This window comes from Paraburkholderia sp., assembly GCF_034668105.1.
GTDB lineage: Bacteria > Pseudomonadota > Gammaproteobacteria > Burkholderiales > Burkholderiaceae > Paraburkholderia.
Map to the genome: position 1 here is coordinate 1 of NZ_JAXDPY010000569.1, position 3,877 is coordinate 3,877.

Annotated in this window: 3 protein-coding genes; 2 read left to right on the forward strand and 1 reads right to left on the reverse strand. The window is 60.4% G+C overall.

Annotated elements, in window-relative coordinates; genetic code table 11:
- Positions 1-443: 443 nt before the first annotated feature.
- Positions 444-1,178: a TetR/AcrR family transcriptional regulator gene (locus QOC89_RS25285; protein ID WP_323047519.1), complete on the reverse strand. Its 735-nt coding sequence runs from the start codon at positions 1,176-1,178 to the stop codon at positions 444-446.
- Positions 1,179-1,456: 278 nt separating this feature from the next.
- Here QOC89_RS25285 and QOC89_RS25290 point away from each other — a divergent pair, with 278 nt between their 5' ends.
- Entirely contained in the window at positions 1,457-2,638 is a 1,182-nt protein-coding gene (locus QOC89_RS25290) for an isovaleryl-CoA dehydrogenase (protein WP_323047517.1), read from the forward strand.
- A 43-nt stretch (positions 2,639-2,681) separates the two neighbouring features.
- The coding region (locus tag QOC89_RS25295) for a carboxyl transferase domain-containing protein (protein WP_323047518.1) at positions 2,682-3,877 on the forward strand (1,196 nt) is incomplete at its 3' end.

Below are 3,877 nucleotides of genomic sequence, written 5' to 3' on the forward strand. Positions count from 1 at the left end.
AAAAAGCCGGCCAAATGACTGCGCATAAATAACGCTTCGGCGCGCGCAGCGCCGCCGGAAGTATGACTCCCTTGTCACGCGCGCCGAATGTGCGAGGACACTGATTCCAGATGCACCACTCCCGTGACTGTGCGGGGGCTCCGCTTATGAGCTGGCGGTGTGAGCGGCTTTCTTTGCTTATCTTTCTTTGCCGCGGCAAAGAAAGTAAGTGCCGCCCCGCACAGGGGCAACGCTAATAGACCGATATCAATTCAAGGAAAGGCCAAAAAGTCAGGTCACGGAAAGGCCAAAACAGAAAGGCCAAAAGTCAGGTCACAGAAAGGCCAAAAACCCAGATCAAGGAAAGCCCAACGCCGTAGGCAACCCACTCAAGCAAGCACCTACGCCGTAGGCAAAAACACGACAACCGACCAACCGCCGAACAGGCAAAAAAAACCGAACCACTACGCGCCGCCAGGCGCCCCCTTCACTGCCTCATCAAACCGCCGACTAGCCTCAACCACCTCAACCCTGAACTGCTGCAAAGCACTCACCGCCAAATCCGGCGGCATCAACGCCGCCCACAACACATCGATCAACTGATCCGCGGTAGCGTCAATATCGATATGCCGATTAGCCAGCGTAGCGTCCCAAAGCACATGTTCCATCGGCCCGAACACCATCGACCGTAGCAGTCGTAAAGGCATATCACCCCGAATCTGCCCAGTCTCCTGGCCCCGCGCCAACACCCGCATCAACGGCGCCGTATAGCGCCGCTGCAACTCAGTCAGCGCCTCGCTCAACTCATGATGCCGAGTCCGCCCCTCGGACAACACCAAAGCGCACAGGTCCGTGCCATTCACCAGCATCAGCCGCAAATGCGTGCGCACAATAAACGCAAACTGCTGCCGCACATTGCCATCGCGTGGCAAACCCGACTCGATCGCTTCAATGATCTCGTCGTACCAGTCGCCAATCACCCGCGCGCATAACTCGCGCTTGCCGCGAAAATAACTGAACACAGTCGCCTCGGAAATGCCCAGGCGCTGCGCAATCTCCGCCGTCGTCGCGCGCTCGTAACCCTTCTCCGAAAACACGTCGCGCCCCGCCTGCAAGATCTCCTTCACGCGCTGCTGCGACTTGCGCCCGGCCGGCTGGCGGCGCGAGGCAGGTAACTCAGCCTTCAAGACAACCGTCATATGAGTCCAGTTCAGTTTCGTAAGGTCAATAACCCCGATGACAGCGATCCTAGCACGATACGGCGGCGTCTTAGCCCCCGATACCATTTCTGAGTGACACTCAAAAATACCTATTGACGCTTACGTAAATCTGGCGTGAAATGCGTCTGGAACGCTTCGCGCCTCGTGCGGGATGAAGACGGCGGCCCACAAGGCCGTCCACGTCCGCTGAGCCGCACTCAGACTAGCCGGCGCCCACCTCGGTTGCCAGCTCGCCAACGAACTCTGGAGACACAGCAATGAGCAACCTGCCCGGTTTGCAATTCCCGCTCGGCGAAGAAATCGAAATGCTGCGTGACAGCATCGCCGGCTTCGCTGCGAAAGAAATCGCCCCGCGTGCCGCGGAAATCGATCGCACGGATCAGTTCCCCATGGACCTGTGGCGCAAGTTCGGCGATCTGGGCGTGCTCGGCATGACGGTCTCGGAGGAATACGGCGGCGCGAACATGGGCTACACGGCCCACATGATCGCGATGGAAGAAATCTCGCGCGCGTCGGCATCGGTCGGTCTCTCGTACGGCGCCCACTCGAATCTGTGCGTCAACCAGATTCATCGCAACGGCACGGCCGCGCAGAAGGAAAAATATCTGCCCAAGCTGGTCTCGGGCGAACACATCGGCGCACTCGCCATGAGCGAACCGAACGCGGGCTCGGACGTCGTCAGCATGAAACTGCGGGCGGACAAGAAGGGCGATCACTATGTGCTGAACGGCACGAAAATGTGGATCACCAACGGCCCGGATTGCGACACGCTCGTCGTCTATGCAAAAACCGATCCCGAAGCGAATTCGCGCGGCATCACCGCTTTTATCGTCGAGAAGGGCATGAAGGGCTTCTCGGTCGCGCAGAAGCTCGACAAGCTGGGCATGCGCGGTTCGCATACCGGTGAACTGGTGTTCGAGAACGTGGAAGTGCCGGAAGAAAATATTCTCGGCCAGCTGAACGGCGGCGCGAAAGTGCTGATGAGCGGCCTCGATTACGAACGCGCCGTGCTCGCCGGCGGCCCGACCGGCATCATGGTCGCGGTCATGGACGCAGTCGTGCCTTATATCCACGACCGCAAGCAATTCGGTCAGTCGATCGGTGAATTCCAGCTGATTCAAGGCAAGGTCGCCGATTTGTACACCACGCTGCAAGCATGTCGCGCGTATCTCTACGCAGTGGGCCGGCAACTCGATACGCTCGGCACGGAACACGTGCGCCAGGTGCGCAAGGATTGCGCGGGCGTGATTCTCTACACCGCGGAAAAAGCAACGTGGATGGCCGGCGAGGCAATCCAGATTCTCGGCGGCAACGGCTATATCAACGAGTATCCGGTTGGCCGTTTGTGGCGCGACGCGAAGCTCTATGAAATTGGCGCGGGGACCAGTGAGATCCGCCGCATGCTGATCGGCCGCGAACTGTTCGCTGAGACGGCCTGAGCGAGAGTACTGCCTACAAGCGGCCGACAGGAGAATCCAAACAATGCCGATCATCGAATCAAAGCTGAATCCGCGCTCGGACGACTTCCGCACCAATGCGGCGGCGCTCGAAGCGCTGGTCGCCGATCTTCGCGCGAAGGTCGAAAAACTCGCGCTAGGCGGCGGCCAGGCGGCGCGCGACAAGCACACGGGCCGCGGCAAGCTGCTGCCGCGTGAGCGCATCGAGAAACTGCTCGATCCGGGCACGCCGTTTCTCGAGTTCTCGCAACTCGCGGCCTATGGCATGTATCACAACGATGCGCCAGGCGCGGGCGTGATCACCGGCATTGGCCGCATCGCGGGGCAGGAGTGCGTGATCGTCTGCAATGACGCAACGGTCAAAGGCGGCACCTACTATCCCGTCACCGTGAAGAAGCACGTCCGCGCGCAGGAAATCGCCGCGGAAAATCATCTGCCCTGCGTGTACCTGGTCGACTCCGGCGGCGCCAACTTGCCGAATCAGGACGACGTGTTCCCCGATCGCGATCACTTCGGCCGGATCTTCTTCAACCAGGCGAATCTGTCCGCGGCAGGCATTCCGCAAATCGCCGTCGTGATGGGTTCGTGCACGGCAGGGGGCGCGTATGTGCCGGCCATGAGCGATGAGTCGATCATCGTCAAGAATCAGGGGACGATTTTTCTCGGCGGTCCGCCGCTCGTCAAAGCCGCCACCGGTGAAGTGGTGAGCGCGGAAGACCTCGGGGGCGGCGACGTGCACACGCGGCTCTCCGGCGTGGTCGATCATCTGGCGCAGAACGACGCGCATGCGCTGGGGATCGCGCGCAGCATCGTCGGCAATCTGAATCGCACGAAGCAGGTGCCGGTGGCGCTGCAGGAACCGAAGCCGCCGCGCTACGACGTGAAGAGCATGTACGGCGTGATTCCCGTCGATACGCGCAAGCCGTTCGATATCCGCGAGGTGATCGCGCGCATCGTCGACGATTCCGCTTTCGACGAATTCAAGGCGCGCTACGGCACCACGCTCGTCTGCGGCTTTGCGCATATCTGGGGGCATCCGGTCGGCATCATCGCGAACAACGGCATTCTGTTTTCGGAGTCGGCGCTCAAAGGCGCGCACTTCATCGAACTGTGCTGTCAGCGCAAGATTCCGCTCGTGTTCCTGCAGAACATCACGGGCTTCATGGTCGGCCGCAAATACGAGAACGAAGGCATCGCGCGTAACGGCGCGAAGATGGTGAC

Bases quoted from the DNA above. Each gene is read 5' to 3' on its own strand.
- QOC89_RS25285 (WP_323047519.1), bottom strand. From the start codon at position 1,178: ATGACGGTTGTCTTGAAGGCTGAGTTACCTGCCTCGCGCCGCCAGCCG.
- QOC89_RS25290 (WP_323047517.1), top strand. From the start codon at position 1,457: ATGAGCAACCTGCCCGGTTTGCAATTCCCGCTCGGCGAAGAAATCGAA.